General features: G+C 69.0%; 12 protein-coding genes. 4 read left to right on the top strand and 8 right to left on the bottom strand.

Translation table 11 applies throughout. The features are described from left to right. Nucleotides 1–7 precede the first annotated feature (7 nt). The 3 genes from GGQ61_RS15620 to GGQ61_RS15610 all read left to right on the top strand — a co-directional run bounded on the left by GGQ61_RS15620 (nucleotide 8) and on the right by GGQ61_RS15610 (nucleotide 4280). Entirely contained in the window at nucleotides 8–1606 is a 1599-nt protein-coding gene (locus GGQ61_RS15620; RefSeq protein WP_183774639.1) for a peptide chain release factor 3, read from the top strand. 185 nt (nucleotides 1607–1791) lie between these two features. After that, entirely contained in the window at nucleotides 1792–3168 is a 1377-nt protein-coding gene (locus GGQ61_RS15615; protein WP_183774637.1) for a hypothetical protein, read from the top strand. An 89-nt stretch (nucleotides 3169–3257) separates the two neighbouring features. Then, nucleotides 3258–4280 (top strand): TonB family protein, encoded by a 1023-nt coding sequence (locus GGQ61_RS15610; protein WP_183774634.1) that lies wholly within the window; start codon nucleotides 3258–3260, stop codon nucleotides 4278–4280. Here the strand turns inward: GGQ61_RS15610 and GGQ61_RS15605 are convergent. The 6 genes from GGQ61_RS15605 to GGQ61_RS15580 all read right to left on the bottom strand — a co-directional run bounded on the left by GGQ61_RS15605 (nucleotide 4277) and on the right by GGQ61_RS15580 (nucleotide 10736). Further along, nucleotides 4277–5374 (bottom strand): DUF2336 domain-containing protein, encoded by a 1098-nt coding sequence (locus GGQ61_RS15605; RefSeq protein WP_183774631.1) that lies wholly within the window; start codon nucleotides 5372–5374, stop codon nucleotides 4277–4279. The genes GGQ61_RS15610 and GGQ61_RS15605 overlap by 4 nt on opposite strands. Nucleotides 5375–5386: 12 nt before the next feature. Then, nucleotides 5387–6034: a hypothetical protein gene (locus GGQ61_RS15600; protein ID WP_183774628.1), complete on the bottom strand. Its 648-nt coding sequence runs from the start codon at nucleotides 6032–6034 to the stop codon at nucleotides 5387–5389. Between the two features lie 49 nt (nucleotides 6035–6083). Beyond that, the gene (locus GGQ61_RS15595) at nucleotides 6084–6842 is read right to left on the bottom strand and encodes an ABC transporter permease (protein WP_183774625.1); all 759 of its coding nucleotides are present in this window, start codon (nucleotides 6840–6842) and stop codon (nucleotides 6084–6086) included. Beyond that, on the bottom strand, nucleotides 6839–7585 hold the full coding sequence (locus GGQ61_RS15590; protein ID WP_183774622.1) for an ATP-binding cassette domain-containing protein: 747 nt from the start codon (nucleotides 7583–7585) through the stop codon (nucleotides 6839–6841). Before GGQ61_RS15590 ends, GGQ61_RS15595 begins: the two co-directional genes overlap by 4 nt. Beyond that, nucleotides 7582–8592 carry an ABC transporter substrate-binding protein gene (locus GGQ61_RS15585; RefSeq protein WP_183774619.1) on the bottom strand — a complete coding sequence of 337 codons (1011 nt, stop codon included), beginning with the start codon at nucleotides 8590–8592 and terminating at the stop codon, nucleotides 7582–7584. The genes GGQ61_RS15590 and GGQ61_RS15585 overlap by 4 nt, the downstream gene beginning before the upstream one ends. A 74-nt stretch (nucleotides 8593–8666) precedes the next feature. Further along, nucleotides 8667–10736, bottom strand: coding sequence for an ATP-binding protein (locus tag GGQ61_RS15580; protein WP_183774616.1), 2070 nt, complete (start codon nucleotides 10734–10736; stop codon nucleotides 8667–8669). 296 nt (nucleotides 10737–11032) lie between these two features. Between GGQ61_RS15580 and GGQ61_RS22640 the strand changes: the two genes are divergently transcribed. Then, nucleotides 11033–12088 (top strand): surface-adhesin E family protein, encoded by a 1056-nt coding sequence (locus tag GGQ61_RS22640; protein ID WP_183774614.1) that lies wholly within the window; start codon nucleotides 11033–11035, stop codon nucleotides 12086–12088. On the opposite strand, the gene GGQ61_RS15570 is transcribed toward GGQ61_RS22640, so the two are convergent. Beyond that, nucleotides 12085–13887, bottom strand: a complete 1803-nt coding sequence (locus tag GGQ61_RS15570) for an ABC-F family ATP-binding cassette domain-containing protein (protein ID WP_221221069.1) — start codon at nucleotides 13885–13887, stop codon at nucleotides 12085–12087. The genes GGQ61_RS22640 and GGQ61_RS15570 overlap by 4 nt on opposite strands. A 42-nt stretch (nucleotides 13888–13929) precedes the next feature. Next, the gene (pbpC, locus tag GGQ61_RS15565; protein ID WP_343056152.1) at nucleotides 13930–16032 is read right to left on the bottom strand and encodes a multimodular transpeptidase-transglycosylase PbpC; all 2103 of its coding nucleotides are present in this window, start codon (nucleotides 16030–16032) and stop codon (nucleotides 13930–13932) included. Between the last annotated feature and the right edge of the window lie 34 nt (nucleotides 16033–16066).

Genomic DNA, 16066 nt, shown 5'->3' with positions numbered 1-16066 from the left:
GCCGTCCATGAGCACCTCTCCCGCCGCCGAGGCCGCGCGCCGGCGCACCTTCGCCATCATCTCCCATCCGGACGCCGGTAAGACGACGCTGACCGAGAACCTGCTGCTGGCTGGCGGGGCGATCCGGGCCGCCGGCGCCGTGCGCGCCCGCGGCGAGAACCGCCGCACCCGTTCCGACTGGATGAAGATCGAGCGCGAGCGCGGAATTTCCGTCTCGGCCAGCGTGATGACCTTCGACCACGAAGGGTTGATGTTCAATCTGCTGGATACGCCAGGCCACGAAGACTTCTCGGAAGACACCTATCGGACCCTGACCGCGGCCGACGCGGCGGTCATGGTGCTGGACGCCGCCAAGGGCATCGAGCCGCAGACCCTGAAGCTGTTCGAGGTCTGCCGCCTGCGCGACATCCCGATCGTGACCTTCATCAACAAGATGGACCGCGAGGCTCAGGACCCGATCGAGCTGCTCGACGAGATCGCCTCGAAGCTGGCGCTCGATCCGGCGCCGCTGTTCTGGCCAGCAGGGTCGGGCGGGCGGTTCAAAGGCATGCTGGACCTGCGCAACGAACAGTTCGTGCCCTTCGCCAAGAAGGGCTCTGACTCCGACGAGGGCCATCCGGCCCCAGTCGCCTTCCGAGGCAATGCGATCGTCAGCTATCTCGATCCGGACGAGCAGGGCGAGCTGGAAGAGAACGCCATGCTGGTGCAGGAGGCGTCCAAGCCGTTCGACCCGAAGGCCTTCCTCGAAGGCCACATGACCCCAGTGTTCTTCGGCTCGGCCCTGCGCCATTTCGGCGTCGACCAACTGCTGGCTGGGCTCGGGGCCTATGCGCCGCCCCCGAAAGCGGTCGCAGCCGTGCGTGGCGGGGAGCCGACCCACGTCGCCCCGGGCGACAAGGAAGTCACCGGCTTCGTCTTCAAGGTCCAGGCGAACATGGACCCGAACCACCGCGACCGGATCGCTTTCCTGCGGCTGACGTCGGGTCGGTTCAACCGCGGCATGAAGCTGAAGGTGCAGAACACCGGCCGGCAGCTGTCGGTCAATGCGCCGATCATGTTCTTCGCCTCGGACCGCGAGCTGGCCGAGGAAGCGTTCGCCGGCGACGTCATCGGCATCCCCAACCACGGCGTGCTGCGGGTCGGCGACAGCCTTTCGGAAAGCGGGACCCTGCGCTTCGCGGGCCTGCCGAACTTCGCGCCGGAAATCCTGCAACGCGTCCGCGTCAAGGATCCCCTCAAGGCCAAGCACCTGAAGAAGGCGCTGGAAGGCCTGGCCGAGGAGGGGGTGACCCAGCTGTTTCGGCCGGTCATCGGCGCGGACTTCATCGTCGGCGCCGTCGGCCAGCTGCAGTTCGAAGTGATGGCCGACCGCCTGGCCAACGAGTACCAGCTGGAGGTGATCTTCGAGGCGGCGCCTTACTCCGAGGCGCGCTGGCTGTCGGGCGAGAAGGCCGACGTCGAGGACTTCGCCAACAAGCACAAGGGCGCGATGGCCACCGACATCGACGACCAGCCTGTCTTCCTGGCCAAGTCCGCTTGGGAAATCGGCTATGTCGGCGAGCGCTTCCCGAAGATCGGCTTCGAGCGTTCCAAGGAACGTGCTTAACAGCCGTTAAGCAAGTTCGGCGCCAGGACGGGTCTCGCGTCGAACACATTTTATTTAGTTATTGTTAACCATAACCCATGCGTTAACCACTTGTTTACGAACTCGGCTCCGGCTTTGCTGTTTCCGGTCTGAACCTTCCGTAGGCGTCCCGTGTTGAGACGTCGCGAGGTGATCGGAGCCTTCGCATGTTCGAGTTCGGTCGAGAGCTGAAGCGACTGTTCGGCGCAGACGCCGTGAACGCCCCCCGCGACGGGCTGACCGGCGGCGACGCCTCGCTGCTGGAATTGCTCGACCTCCGGATGATCGCCGAGGAGGGCCGCGCCGCGGACATCGCCGCCGGCCGCGTCGGCGCCAAGGACAAGGCCCAGCGACGCCTGGAGAGCGCGATCGTCTGGCGCGAGGTGGCCCGCCGTTCCGGCGACGCCGCCATCCTGCGCAAGGCCGCCGCCACGGCCGAAGCGGCCGCCGAGGCCTTCGATCGCGATCGCCGGCCGGACGGCTGGGCCCGCGCCCGCTGCGAACAGGCGTTCTGCGCCATGCTCGGCGCCGAACTGTTCGGCGACGACGGACTGAACGCGGCGGCCGACGTCGCCTTCCGCGAGGCTCGCGCCGCCGCCCGCGGCGGCCTCTCGTTGCCGCTGGCCGACATCGGCATCGCCGCCATTGAGGCGCGCGAGCAAATGGCTGTTGGCGACGCCCTGGCCGCGCGGGCCGCGGCGCAGCGTTTCGCCGCGCCGATCGCCGGCCTGCAGAGCCTGACCCGCCGCTGTCGCGCCGCGCGCCTGCTGGCGGTCGAGGCGCGCCTGGTGCTCGCCGACATCCTGATCGGGTGGGGCGCGCGGCTGCGCGACGACGACATTCTGGCGGCCGGCCGCAAGGAGGCCGAGCGCGCAGCCGAGGGGCTGGATCCCGCCTACGAACCGCTGAGCTGGGCGCGGGCCGCGGCGCTGCGTGGTCAGGCCATGGCGCTGCAAGGCGAGAACGCAGGCGAAGTCGACGTGCTGGCCCAGGCAGTCAGCGCCCTGGCCGACGTGGTTGGCGAGCTCTCGCGTGAACACAGCCCGCTCGATTGGGCGCGGGTGCAGACCTCTCTGGCTCAGGGGCTCCAGGCAATGGGCGAAGCCGGCGCTTCGGAACGCGCCTACGAACAGGCCGTCACTTGCTATGACCGCGCCGCCCATGTGCTGAAGAGCACGCCGGGACTGTCGCTGCGGGCGTTCGGGGCTTCCAACCGGGCGCTATGCCTTGCGCGTTCGGCCGAGCTTTCAGGCGACCTCACCGTGCTGGACGCGGCCGAAGCGGCCTTCAAGATCGAGCTGGCGGCGATCTCCGCAAAACGCGAGCCGGCCGCCTGGGCGCTGCTGCAGGTCAATCTGGCCCGACTCTACGAAGCGCGCATGGACATCACCGGCCTGGACCGCGGCGAGCGGGCGAGCGCGGCCATGGCGCTCAACGCCGCCCTGGACGTGTTCGGCGAACTCGGCCTGCGCTCGCTGAGCGTCATCGCCGCCGACGCCTTGGAGCGGTTGGCGAACGCGGTGCCTGTCCGACCCGCTCCCTAGGTCTTGCAACCCACGGTCGCTTTCGCCAGCATGGCGCGAGCAATCGGGGGAATTGCATGTATCGAGCAGGATTGGCCGCTATCTTGGCGGTGTCTGTCGTCGGCGGCGCAGCGCACGCGGGCGAGACGGCTGCCGACTGGCGTAAGAAGCCGACCGCCGAGCAGCTATTCGCGGTCTGGCCCACCGAGGCCTTGAAAAAGGGCATCAGCGGCAAGGCGGAGATCCGCTGCCTGATCAGCGTCCAGGGCGCATTGTTCGACTGCAAGGTTGAAAGCGAACAGCCCGAGGGGATGGGGTTCGGGGCCGCGGCGATCGCCCTCACGCCGCAGTTCCTGATGAAACCTGCGACGCGGGACGGCAAGCCGGTCGTGTCGGGCGTGCAGATCCCGATCAACTTCAGCGGCCCGTCGCGGACCACGGGCTCGCATTTGCCTGGTGGGACGCCCCTGATGACGCGCCGGGTGGTGTCGAACCTCGTCTGGGACCAGGCGCCGACCTACGCCGACGTCGCCGCCGCTTACCCGGAGAAGGCGCGAGTCGCCGGCGTTGCAGGACGGGTGACGTTGCGTTGCGCTCTGAAGGCCGACGGCCGCCTGACGACGTGCAGCACCTTGACCGAAGAGCCGCCGCGCATGGGGTTTAGTGCGGCAGCTAAAGCGCTGCTCCCAAGGTTCCAAGGCCCGACACAGTTCTCCGACGGTCAGTCGATCTCAGGAACCTTGACCCAGGTGCCTTTCGTCTTCGCGCCCGACATGCTCGATCCAGGCAAGCGGGTGGTTGGCAAGGCGTCGTGGGCAGTGCTGCCTTCGGGAGACGCGATGAGCGCCGGCTATCCCCGCAAGGCGCTGGATGCGGGCGTTGAGCAAGCCCGCGTGACGATGAGCTGCGTCACCGGCGCCGGCGGCGACCTCGAGGGCTGCGCCGTCACCAAGGAAGACCCCGCCGGGCTTGGCTTCGCCGAAGCGGCGCTGGCGCTCTCGGAGTCGTTTCGGATTCGGCCGTGGACGGATGACGGTCTGCCGACCATCGGCGGCACGATCACAGTGCCCATTCGATACCAAGCGCCGAAGGAACCGGCGGTCGCGGCCCCGAATGCCGGAGCTGCCCCCTAGGCGGCGGCCATGTCGCCAGCCTTGCGGCGCATGCGCCAGAAGCGGATCGTGCGCTGGGCGGCTTCGCGGGGGAGGTTCTCGTAGAGCTCGCCGTACTCGCGCGCGCGGCCCATGGCGTTGGCGTCGCGGTCGAGGATCAGCACCGCGAAGGTGAGATAGAGCGAGCGCTCGAACCCGGCCGCCTTGCAGACGATCGACAGGGCGTCGAGCTCGCGGCGCTCCAGGATCCGGCGGGCGGTGTGAAAGTCGATGTCGGCCAGTTCGCTCAGCGCCACCAGGAACTTGGTCGTTTCTCGCGCGCGCAAGAACCCGGCCAGCACCTGCGGCGTGATCGCCCCGCGCAGCCGCAGCACCCGGATCTGCTTTTCGGCGTCGGCGTAGTCGGAGGGCAGCGCTCCGTCGCGGAACGCCAGCTGCTTGCGGCCGGCGGCCAGCGCCGCGTCCAGCTGGGCCGGGTCGACCGCCTCGTTGCGGGCCAGGATCTCGCCGCGCAGCCGCGCCTCGACCACGAAGTACATCTCGTTCAGCAGGTCGACGGGGAGCGACTTGCGGGTGACCACCGCCTCATGCAGCGCCGGATTCTCGACCGCGCGGTCGACGACCATCTCCTGCACCTCGCGCGACATCGCCGCGCCTTCGTTGGCCAACAGCACGCCCAGGGTGGCGTCGTCGCCGCGCTCGACGATGGCCTCGGACACCGCCTCGGACACGATCGGTCGCTGCGAGATGGCGCGCAGATGGTCTTGGCCGCGGGTGCGGGCCACCGACAACAGGTCGTCGTCGGTCAGCGCCCGCGAGTTCGCCAGCACCGGCAGGGCGACGTCGATCGAGACGTCGCGGGCCAGATCGCGCAGCAGCCCCCGCGGCGGGGCGGCGGCGGTCGACATGCGTAGCGCCAGTTCGCCCCGCACGGCCTCTTCCATCTCGCCGGCCAACTGGCTGAGCACGTCGTCGAACAGCTCCAACTCCTCGCCGCCGCGCACGTCGTCGCTGGTGAAGAACAGGTCGGTGACCCCACGAAGCAGCTCGCGCCGGCGTTCGCTGGACGGCTCCTTGGCCATCTCGATCAGGTCGTGAAGCTTGCTGCGGGCCATTTAGCGTCTTCTTCAGAAGGCGCCCGGACGGGCGTCCGGCGCGTCGTCGTCGTCGGTCTTGGCGCTCTGCGGGGCGTCGGGCGGGCCGATCAGCACGTAGCGGTCCCCGGCCGGCGGCTCCGGAATCGCGTCCGGGGTCATGCCGTAGCCGCGGTGGACGGAGTAGAGGCGGGTCGGGCCGCCCATGCCGGGCTGCACCATGGCGGCGACGCGCTGCGGCTGTGCTTGTGTCGGCGGCGCCGGTTGAACTGCCGGCTGCGGCTGCACCGGCGCTGCGGCCTGGGACCATGGTCGCTGCTGCTGCTGTTGCGGCGGCGTGTAGATGCTGGCCGTCGGCGGGGGGTGCGGCGGCTGTTGCGTTTGCGGTTGCGCGGGCAGGGCGGCGACGGCGCGCGCTTGCAGCGGCAGAGGCGTCTGCGGCTGGAAGGGGGCGTAGGTCGGCTGCTGACGATACGGCGTCGGCGACTGGGGCAGGGTCACGCCGGCGGTCTGGACGGTCGCCTGCTTGTTCGCCCAGCTCAACGCGCGGCCTTGATATGCCTCCGCGGAAACCTGGTTGAGGTGCGCGGCCGAGGCCGGCCCATAGCGGTCGCCAGCGGTCTGGGCCGCGGCGGTCAACGGGCAGGCGAGGCCGACGACGATGGCGAGAACGGCGCGCATGGCGTCAGCGTTAACCGCAAGCCGCTTAAAGCTCGCCTAACGGCTGAGCTTAACGTCCGCGCCACCATGTCAGGCCGATGCGCTCGGCCCGGTCCAGCAGCGCGTGTAGCGCCACACCCATCAGGCCGAGCACCACGAGTGCGGCGATCATCCGCGCCGTCTGAAGCTTGTTGCCGGCGTCGAGGATCTGCCAGGCCAGGCCCCGCACGCCCCCCGATCCGGCGCCGAACTCGGCGACCACTGCGCCGATGATCGCCAGACCAGCCCCGACCTTGTGACCTTCCAGCAGAAACGGCACCGCAGAGGGCAACCGCAGCCGCATGACCCGCTGCCATCGACTGGCCCCGTAGAGATCGAACAGCCGTTCCAGGTCCGGATCGGCCGCCCGCAGGCCAGTCACCGCGCCGGAGAAGATCGGGAAGAACGCCACCAGCACCGCCAGGGCGATGATCGCCCGCTCGGGATGGTCGATGCCGGCCCAGATCAGCACCAGCGGCGCGATGGCCACGACCGGCGTCACCTGCAGCACCGAGGCCAGCGGCCGTACGGCGGCCTCCAGCAGCGGGTTGAGGCCCACGATCACGGCCAGGCCGACGGCGATCAGGCTGGCGACGACCAGGGCGACCAATGCAGTCGACAGCGTGACCCAGGCCGCGGCCGCCAGACTGGGGAGGTTCTCGACGAGAGCGATCGCGACACCAGACGGCGGGGGCAGGAAGTAGGCTGGAATCCCCATCGCGCGGACGGCGATCTCCCAGGCCGCGAGCAACACTGCCACGAGCGCCAAAGGGGCGAGAACGCGGCTCATCGGGCCGCCTCCATGCCCTGCGCCAGCAGGCCCGACACCTGCTCCACCGCGGCGCGGAAGACTTCCGAGGTGCGGAATCCTTGCGGACGCGGCAGCGGCGCATCGATACGGGTGACGCCGGCCAGCTTTCCCGGGCCGCGGGTCAGCACCGCCACGCGGTCGGCCATGTAGACGGCCTCCTCGACATTGTGCGTCACGAAGACGATCGCCGGTCGCGAGGCGTCCCACAGGCTCAGCACATCATCGGCCAGGGTGCGGCGGGTGATCTCGTCCAGGGCGGCGAAGGGTTCGTCCAGCAGCAGCAGGCGCGGCTCGGTGACCATGGCGCGGGCCAGCGAGGCGCGCATCGCCATCCCGCCCGACAGCGTCGCCGGCCGCGCGGTCTCGGCGCCCGACAGTCCCACGCGCCCCAGCGCTTCGCGTGCGCGCCGACGGGCCTCCTCGGCCGGCGTCCCGCTCAGCTCGAGCGGCAAGGCGACGTTGGCCTGGGCCGTCAGCCAGGGGGCGAGGGTCGGGGCCTGGAACACCACCGCGGTCTCGCCGCGGCCCGGCGTGCGCTCAAGCGTCCCGCGGGTCGGGCCCTCGAGACCGGCCAGCAGCCGCAACGCAGTGGACTTGCCGCAGCCCGACGGGCCAACCAGCGCGAGGATCTCACCGGCCTCGACGCTGAGGTCGATCGGCCCCAGCGCCCGGCCACGCCCCGGATAGTCGACCTCGACGTCCTTCAGCGCCGCGAGGGTCACTTCGCGGCCGGCGTCACGAACTGGAGCGTGTAGGCGCTCTTGTAGTCCATGTCCTTGGGGTAGACCCCCTGGCTGGACGCCACGTTGAAGAACTCTGCCCAGCGAGCGTCGGTCATAACGCCGATGCCGCCTGCCTGGGCGTCGCCGGAATCGACGATGCCGTATGACTTAAGCTTCTCGCGCGCCTGGTCGAGGACGTCCTGGGTCATTTCCGGATTGTCCTTGCGGATCAGCGCGTCGCCGGGCGCGGCGTCGCCGTAGAGATAGCTCTTCCAGCCGGCGGCCGAGCCCTCGACGAAGGCCTTCACGGCGGCCGGGTTCTTGGCGATCAGGCTGTCCGGAACCAGGACCATCGTCGCGTAGCCGGGATAGCCTTCGTCGGCGAGCAGGAAGACCCTCGGTTTCAGGCCAGCCTGCTTCTCGATGGTATAGGGCTCAGAGGTGACATAGCCCTGCTGGACGACGCGCTTGTCGGCCAGGAACGGCGCGGCGTTGAAGGTGTACTTGCGCACCTGGTCGTCGGTGAAGCCGTACTTCGACTTCAGCCACACCCAGAAGGCGGTGACTGAGGCGTCCGACAGCAGGATCGGGCGGCCCTTGAGATCGGCGATCTTTTCCAGGCCCTGGTCGGGGTGAGCGATCAGGACCTGCGGGTCCTTCTGCATCATCGCCGCCACGGCCTTCACCGGGATCTTCTCCTTGGCGAGGTTCATGACGATGAAGCTGTTGGAGCCCATGCCCGCCTCGACCGCGCCGGACGCGAGCAGCTGCGGCACGTTCACGCCGGGGCCGCCCTGCACGATCTGCACGTCGAGGCCGCGCTTGGCGTACTCGCCGGTGGCCACGGCCTGGTAGAAGCCGCCCTGTTCGGCCTGGGCGCGCCAGTCGGTGGCGAAGCGGATGGTGGTACGCCCGTCAGGCGCCTTGGCCGCCTCGTCCTTCTGGCTCGGAGAACAGGCGCAGGCGAGAGCCGCGAGCGCGACGGCGGCGAGGCGCAGGAGTTTCATGGACTTCCCCAACTTTCAGCGCCGGGAGCCTAAGCGTACGCGCGCGCTGTTCCAAGGGCGCGCGACGCTAAAGTTCAGGCCGCGGCGACGCCGCTCGCCTCGCCCAGCCAGCGGGCGAGGACATCGTGCAGGGCCTGGATCTGGATGGGCTTGCCGACCGCCGCGTTCATGCCGGCCCGCAGGCAGGCGGCTTCCATCTCGGGCATCACGTCTGCGCTCATGGCGATGATCGGCACGGCTGCGCAGACGCCCCCCAAGGCGCGGATGGCGCGCGTCGCCTCCAAGCCGTCCATGCGCGGCATGTGAACGTCCATCAGGATCAGGTCGCAGCCGCTGGTCTGGGCGGCGGCCACTGCTTCTTCGCCGTTTTCCGCCAGGATGACCTCGCAGCCGAGCAGGCCGAGGACCGTGGTCCCGAGCTCGCGGTTCATCGGGTGATCGTCGACCAGCAGCACGCGGGCGGAGAGCGGGGCCGCTGTCTGGGCCTCGGCGACCTCGCGCGCCGCGCCGGCCGCGCTTTGGGCTGGGATTTCGAACCAGAAGGTCGCGCCAGCGCCTAGCTTGCTCTCGACGCCGATCTTGCCGCCCATCAGTTCGGTCAGGCCACGGCAGATCGCCAGGCCCAGGCCGGTGCCGCCGTGGGTGCGGCTGACCGAGGAGTCGCCCTGGCTGAAGCGCTTGAACAGGCGCCCGGCCTGTTCGGATGGCACGCCCGGTCCTGTGTCCGTGACCTTGAAACGCAACAACATGGCGTCGGTCGTCTCGATCGCCTGCAGATCGAGACGCACACGTCCCCGGTCGGTAAACTTGATGGCGTTGGAGAGTAGATTGAGCAGAATCTGCCGCACTCGCAGATCGTCGAGCATCACGGGCGCCTCGACCGGGCCGATGAAGCCGAGCTGAAGATCCAGGCCCTTGCGCCGGGCGGCCTCGGCGACGATGGCCAGGGCGTCCTGAGCGACGCTGCGCGGGCTGATCGGCGTGGGCGAAAGCTCGACCTCGCCGGCCTCGACCTTCGAGAAGTCGAGGATGTCGTTGACCACAGTCAGCAGCGAAGCGCCGGCGCGGTCGATCAGCGCCAGCTGGCGACGGGCGGGTTCGGGCAGGTCGTCGCGCTTGAGCAGCACCTCTGTAAAGCCCACGATCGAGCTCATCGGCGTGCGGATTTCGTGGCTCATCGTGGCCAGGAACTCGGTCTTGGCCTGGCCGGCGGCCATAGCTCGGCCCTGGGCGGCGCGGGCGATGCGGGTGCGGCTCGCCCACAGTCGCTTCATCCGCTTCTGGTCGGCGATCACCATCGCGGTGGCCAGGCTGGTGAAGAAGTTGATGGCGATCAGGAACTGCAGGCTACGGGTTCGTTCCGCCAGGCTCCAGGTCACGCCGCTCGGAGCCCCAGGCAGGGTGACGATCAGGCTGGAGAGGACCACGGCCATGATCATTGCGCCGACTGCCGCACCGCGCGGTCCAAGCCTGAAGGCGACCAGGGCCATGAGAGGAAACAGCAGCAGCGACAAGGGAAAACGCACCGGTATGACGCTGATGAAGCTTGCCGCCGCGACCACGCCATAGAGGCTGAGCTGCTCCAGCGCCGGCCGGCGGAAGTCGCGGACCATGTCCGGCCGTACGACCATCAGGCAGGCGGGCAGCATGATCGCCATGCCCAGCGCATGACCGTAGAACCAGCCCGACAGGACCGTGTTGAAACTGCGGCCGTAGAGCGTGAAGATATCGGCGGCGAGGACGGCTGTCAGGCCAGTGGCGGGCGCGACGGCGAGAAGGAGCAAGCGGGCCACCCGGGCCATGCTTGTCAGGCGCATCGTCTCGCCGCAGACCTTTCGCGCCAGCCAGGCGGTGGCGGCCGCCTCGCCGATCGTCAGCGTCGGAAAAGTCGCCGCCGCCAGGGGCGGGTTGCCGACCATGAGGTTGTAGGCGAACTGAAGGGCGAAACAGGCGGCTGCGGCCGCCAGCCCCCAGCGCCGCGGAAGCAACAGGAGACCGGCCGCGAGGATGCCGCCGGCGAACCAGATGGTCGCGATCCCTGCGCCCTCGCGGGTCAGGTTCAGGCTGAACGCCATGCTTGCGCCGTATGCCAAAGCCACGCCGCTGGCGAGCGCCAGATTGTAGAGCCAGGTCCGAGCCGTCATGGGTTTCCCGCGCGTCTCGGCGATGCTGCGCCCTGCTTGCCCACCAAACGCTTAAGGGCCGCTCTTGGCGGGACGGTATGTCGCAGGCGCCTGAAAATTGGGCGATACCCATGGCAAGAGGGCGGCGCTGCGGTCACCCGCGACGACGCCCCTCGTCATCCCCAAGGATCCAAGCGTGGAGTTCGATGCGGGATAGCGTGTGGGGGCTCCCCGCAGGGTTCCGTCGCTGACCCTGTTGCGGGGCCTCGAACTATGCGAATTCCTGCAGGTCGAGGTTGCGAAGCAAGGAGGGGACGGTGCGCGCGCGGTTCGGGTTGGGAGTGACGCTGGCGGCGCTGGCGCTGGCCCAGGGCGCGCACGCCGACAAGGGCGATGGCGCGCTCAACTCGCGCGAACGCCGTGCGGTCGCCGCCAGCGGTCTCCCACCTTCCTCCGTGGTCTATGCCAAGTCGGACCTCGTGGTGGCGATCCGCAACCGTGGGACGCCGAGCGACGGCGGCGGCGTGTTCGAGGGCGTCGTCCTGCAGGGCGAGGTGATCTCGGACGAGGCTGAACGCGTGATCGGCTACCGCTCTATGCGCTCGACCGTAAACGTCGACTGCGTGCGGCGGCGCGACATGGTGGTCAAGATGACCGTCTTCACCGAGCCGCAGGCCAAGGGCGTGGCGATCAACCGCCATGTTCCAGGCGGCTGGGTGCAGCCCTCGCCCGACGCCTATCTGGCGCAGGTGATCCGCGCGGTTTGCGGACCGGCGCAGCAGATGGCCGCGGCGCCACCCGTGTCGGAAAAGCCAGCACCCTCCAAGCCCGCGCCGAGGCCTGCGCCGGCCAAGCCCGCCAAGCCTGCGAAGAGCGCGCCGTTGGAGATCGTCGAGCTTGCGCCGAGCCCGCCGGCCGGACCGCCGGTTCCCACCGAAGAAGCGCCGATGCGCACGTCGGTCGAGGCGCGCCGGACACGGCCGGCGAGCGCGGGGCTTGCTGCCGTTCCGGCGATTCCGCCCGCAGCCGCATCGGTGGAAGCGGCGTTGCAGCCCGCGCTCGACCTGCGCCCATTGACCCCGGCGGCGGTGCGCGAAGGCGCCGCTCGACCCACGCCGACCCCACCCCGGACTTCAAAGCCCAAGACCGCCGGCAAGGTCGCCGTACAGATCGCGGCCGCGGCCAGCGAGCCTCAGGCGCGCGAGGCCCTGGCCAAGATCAAGGGCAAGGTGACGCCGCCGCTAACCACCGCCGTGCGCAGCGTCGTCGTCGACGGCAAGACCTTCCACCGGGCGCTGGTGACCGGGTTCCAGACCCGCGCCGAAGCTCAGGCGTTCTGCAACGGCCTGAAGGGCGACTGCTTCATCCGCTAGCGGGCCAAGGCCTCGCGGCGCTCTTCCAGTTCCAGCCACTCTTCCTCGGACGCCGAAAGCTCCTGGCGCGCCGACTCCAGCGCGGCGCTCAGCTTGGCGAAGGCGGCGGGGTCGCGCGCGTAGAGATTGGGATCGGCCAGGTCGGCCTCGAGCTTGGCGATCTTGCCGGGCAGGGCGGCGATGGCCGCGTCCAGCTCCTGTAGGCGGCGCTGATCCTTGTAGGACAGCTTGCTGGGCTTGGGCGGCTCGACGCGCGGGGCGGGAGAAGACTTCGGCGCTGGGGCCGGCTGAGCTGCGCCGTCGGCGACGGATTTGAAGAAGCCTGGGTTCTGCGACAGGAAGTCCTGCCAGCCGCCAGGAGTCTCGACGACCTTGCCGTGTCCATCCAGCGCGATGGTCGAGGTGGCCAGCCGGTCGACGAAGTCGCGGTCGTGGCTGACCAGGATCAGCGTGCCCTCGTAATCGGCCAGCAGGTCCTCGAGCAGGTCCAGCGTGTCCATGTCGAGGTCGTTGGTCGGCTCGTCCAGCACGAGCAGGTTGGCGGGCGTGGCCAGGGCGCGGGCCAGCAGCAGGCGGTTGCGTTCGCCGCCCGACAGGCTCCGGACCGGCTGGCGCAGCTGGTTGTCGGTGAACAGGAATTCCTTGGCGTAGGCCGCCACATGTTTGGGCTGACCGCGCACCATGACCTGGTCGCCGCCGAGCGGCGTCAGCACGTCGCGCAGCATCATCTCCGGCTTCAGGTCGACGCGGCCCTGATCGATGTAGGCGATCTCCAGGTTCACCCCGAGGTTCACCGAGCCGCTGTCGGGCGGCAGCTCGCCCAGCAGCAGTTTGACCAGGGTGGTCTTGCCCGCGCCGTTCGGGCCGACGATGGCGACGCGGTCGCCCCGCAGAATCCGGGTCGAGAAGTCCTTGACCAGGGTGCGGTCGCCGAACGCCTTGGCGATGTTCTTGACCTCAGCCACGCGTTGGCCTGATAGGCCCGACGAGGCCAGACCCATCGACAGGTCGCCGCGCACTTCGCGCATGCGCTCGACCTTGGTCTTGCGCAACTCCATCAGCGCCCGCCGACGGCCCTCGTTGCGGGCCCGGCGGCCGGTGACGCCACGGCGCAGCCAGTACTCTTCCTTCTCCAGCTGCTTATCGAGCCGGCGGCCTTCCTCTGCCTCGGCTGCCAGGATGCGCTCCACCCATTCGTCGAAGGCGGCGAAGCCCTTTTCGAGGCGACGCACCCGCCGGTGTTCAAGCCAGAAGCAGCGGTTGGTGACGCGCTCCAGGAACGCGCGGTCGTGGCTGACGATGACCAGGGCGGCGCGGGTGTTGGCGAGCTCGGCTTCCAGGGTCTCAATGGCGAGGATGTCGAGGTGGTTTGTCGGCTCGTCCAGCAGGATGACGTCCGGCTCCTCGGCGAAGGCGCGGGCCAGGGCGGTGCGGCGGATCTCGCCGCCCGACAAGCCCTGGGTCGGCTTGGTTGGGTCGATGCCGAACAGTTCCAGCGCCGCTTCACCGCGGTGCGGCTCGGCTCCGCCGGCGATCACGTAGTCGAGGAGGGTCTCTCCGCTGATGTCCGGCTCTTGCGGCACATAGGCGATGCGGATCGACGGCTGCACCGTGCGCTCGCCCTCGTCGGCGGCGATCTGGCCAGCCAGGATCTTCAGCAGCGTCGACTTGCCCGCGCCGTTCCGGCCGACCAGGCAGGCGCGCGAGCGCGGCTCGACCGCCAGGTCGACGCCGTCGAACAGCATCTTGGGACCGTCGGCGAGGCGGACGTCCTTGAGGGCGAGAACGGGGGGCTTCATGGGCGCCTGCACATATAGGGAGCCGCGCGCCGAGGCGACCCCTCAGTTCGGCGCAGGCTCGATGTCCGGCTCGGCGACTTCCGGGATCGGCAACATCGGGATCGGCTGCGGCAACGGGGCGACGTCGCGCTCGGCGGTCTCGAAATCGTAGGCCAGGCCTTCGTAGAAGCCGTTGCGCGGGTCGTCATCGTAGACCGGCTCCGGGTCGGGCAGCAGCCATTCGAACTCGCGGCTCGGCAGGTTCATGTGGGCCGTGACCATGTAATCCTTCCAGATGGCGGCGGCGACCTGGCCTCCCGTCACCTGGTTCATCGGCTTGTCGTCGTCGTTGCCGACCCAGACCCCGGCGACGTAGTCTGGCGTGAAGCCAATGAACCAGGCGTCGCGGAAGTTTTGGCTGGTGCCGGTCTTGCCCGCCGCCGGCCGCCCGAAGTTGGCCCGCGTCCCGGTCCCGCTGGTCACCACCTTCTGCATCATCTTCACCATCATGCTGGCCCAGTGGATGTCGTAGGCCGGCACGGGCGACGAGGTCTGGTGGGTGTAAATCACCTGGCCGTCGGTCGTCTGAATTTGCGCGACGATGTAGGGCCGCAGACGGTTCCCGGCCTGCTGGAACACCTGGTAGGCCGAGGTCATCTCGATCAGCGGGACTTCGTATGCGCCCAAGGAGACCGACAGGTTCGGGCTCGGCGGCAGGGTGCTGATGCCGAAGCGGCCGGCGAGGTTGGCGATCGCCTCTGGGCCGACTTCCTGGCCGAGCTGGACCGCGACGGTGTTGAGCGAGCGGGCCAGGGCGGACTCGACGGTCACGGCCCCGGCGTATTTGCCGCCGTAGTTCTTGGGCTCCCAGTCGCCGATCTTCACCGGCTCGTCGATGCGGGTGTCGGTGGGAAGCACGCCCCTTTCCAGCGCGGCCGCATAGATGAACGGCTTGAAGCTGGAGCCTGGCTGGCGCTTGGCCTGGACGGCGCGGTTGAAGACGCTCTTGGTGTAGTCGACGCCGCCGACCATTGTCCGGATCGCGCCGGTCGAATCCAGCGCGATCATCGCGCCCTGGCTGGCGCCGCTGGCCTTGCCGTCGACCTCGATGATCCGCCGCAGCACCTGGGCGCCCGCGGCCTGGAGGCGCGGGTCGACCGTCAGGGTGACGTTGAGGTCGGGCGAGTTCTCGCCGACCATCCGCAGCACCTCAGCCTGGGCGTAGTCGATGAGGTAGCCGTTGTCGCCTTCGTTCGCCAAGGCGGTCGCGGCGAGCTTCGGCGGAGCAGCGCGGGCGGCCCGCATCTCGGCGTCGCTGATCCAATTTTCGCCGCGCATCCGCTCAAGCACCAGACGCTGGCGCTGCAGCGCCTTGTCCATGTTGTGATGGAGCGCCATCCGCGACGGCGCCTTTGGCAGCGAGGCCAACAGCGCGGCCTCTGAAAGGTTCAGCTGGGTGGCCGGCTTGCCGAAATAGGTGCGTGAGGCGCCGTCCAGGCCAAAAGTGTTGGCCCCGAAGTAGATGCGGTCGAGATAGAGCTCAAGCACCTCGTCCTTGGTCAGCATCTGCTCCAGCTTGTAGGCGAGCGCGGCCTCCTGGATCTTGCGCTTCAGGTTCTGCTCAGGACTGAGGAACATGCCCTTGGCGAGCTGCTGGGTAATGGTCGAGCCGCCTTCGACGACGCGGCCGGCCTTGTGATTGGCGCGTGCGGCCCGCGCGATCGCCCAGGGATCGACCGCGCCGTGCTGGTAGAAGCGGCGGTCCTCGGCCGCCAGGAACGCCTTCGGCACATAGTCTGGCAGGGCCGCCAGCCGCACGTTCTCACCGTACTGCGGCCCGCGCGAGGCGATGAATTGGCCGTTCATGTCGTAGAACTTGATCGCCGGGGCCCGCTTGGAGGCGTAAATCTCCTGCCGGGTCGGCACCTGGGGCAGATCCTGCAGGTAAGTCTTGCTGATGTGGTTCCAGGCCACGCCGGCCGCGATCACGCCGGCGACGACCAGCACCAGCATCGCGACGACGGACCACTTGAGCACCGCCCGCAAAAGAGACCGCCCGCTACGCTTGCCTTTGGACGGCGAACCGGTCAGGTCAGCCTCTGGCGGCTCCCGGCGCTGGCCGAAAGGCGTCTTGGCGCGGTTGGGGTCGTTGTTGTCGTCGGTCACGGGTAATCTGGGTCGGCTTGAATTGGATTGTGTA

The sequence above is a fragment of the Phenylobacterium haematophilum genome, assembly GCF_014196295.1.
GTDB classification, from domain to species: domain Bacteria; phylum Pseudomonadota; class Alphaproteobacteria; order Caulobacterales; family Caulobacteraceae; genus Phenylobacterium; species Phenylobacterium haematophilum.
Note: the sequence above shows the minus strand (reverse complement) of the source record. Positions and strands in the feature narration are given on the sequence as shown.